This is a genomic window from Burkholderia sp. RF7-non_BP4, assembly GCF_001521935.1.
Taxonomy (GTDB): domain Bacteria; phylum Pseudomonadota; class Gammaproteobacteria; order Burkholderiales; family Burkholderiaceae; genus Burkholderia; species Burkholderia diffusa.
This window is the reverse complement of record NZ_LOTA01000027.1, coordinates 1-1097: the sequence shown is the minus strand read 5'-3', so window position 1 is coordinate 1097 and position 1097 is coordinate 1. Positions and strand designations below refer to the sequence as shown.

Annotated in this window: 1 protein-coding gene; it reads left to right on the top strand. The window is 65.0% G+C overall.

Annotated features, from left to right (window positions below; all coding sequences use genetic code 11):
• Window positions 1-1097 (top strand): serine hydroxymethyltransferase (gene glyA / locus WS49_RS09885; protein ID WP_059527259.1); only part of this gene is annotated, 1097 nt, incomplete at both ends.

Here is a 1097-nt window from a genome sequence, read left to right as displayed (position 1 = left end):
GAAAACCGCCGCCAGGAAGAGCACATCGAGCTGATCGCGTCGGAAAACTACACGAGCCCGGCCGTGATGGCCGCACAGGGCTCGCAGCTCACGAACAAGTACGCGGAAGGGTATCCGGGCAAGCGTTACTACGGCGGCTGTGAATACGTCGACGTCGTCGAGCAACTGGCGATCGACCGCGTGAAGCAGCTGTTCGGCGCGGAAGCCGCGAACGTGCAGCCGAACTCGGGTTCGCAGGCGAACCAGGGCGTGTTCTTCGCGATGCTCAAGCCGGGCGACACGATCATGGGCATGAGCCTCGCGCACGGCGGCCACCTGACGCACGGCTCGCCGGTGAACATGTCGGGCAAGTGGTTCAACGTCGTGAGCTACGGCCTGAACGAAAACGAAGACATCGACTACGACGCCGCCGAGAAGCTGGCGAACGAACACAAGCCGAAGCTGATCGTCGCGGGCGCGTCGGCATTCGCGCTGAAGATCGACTTCGAGCGTCTGGCGAAGATCGCGAAGTCGGTCGGCGCGTATCTGATGGTCGACATGGCGCACTACGCCGGCCTGATCGCGGCGGGCGTGTATCCGAACCCGGTGCCGCACGCGGACTTCGTGACGACGACGACGCACAAGAGCCTGCGCGGCCCGCGCGGCGGCGTGATCCTGATGAAGTCGGAATACGAGAAGCAGATCAACTCGGCGATCTTCCCGGGCATCCAGGGCGGCCCGCTGATGCACGTGATCGCGGCGAAGGCGGTGGCGTTCAAGGAAGCGCTGTCGCCGGAATTCAAGGCTTACCAGGAGAAGGTGGTCGAGAACGCGCGCGTGCTGGCTGAAACGCTGGTCAAGCGCGGGCTGCGGATCGTGTCGGGCCGTACGGAAAGCCACGTGATGCTGGTGGACCTGCGCGCGAAGAACATCACGGGCAAGGCGGCGGAAGCGGCGCTGGGCGCGGCACACATCACGGTGAACAAGAACGCGATCCCGAACGATCCGGAAAAGCCGTTCGTGACGAGCGGGATCCGTCTGGGCTCGCCGGCGATGACGACGCGCGGCTTCGGCGCGGCGGAAGCCGAGCAGGTCGGTAACCTGATCGCCGACGTGCT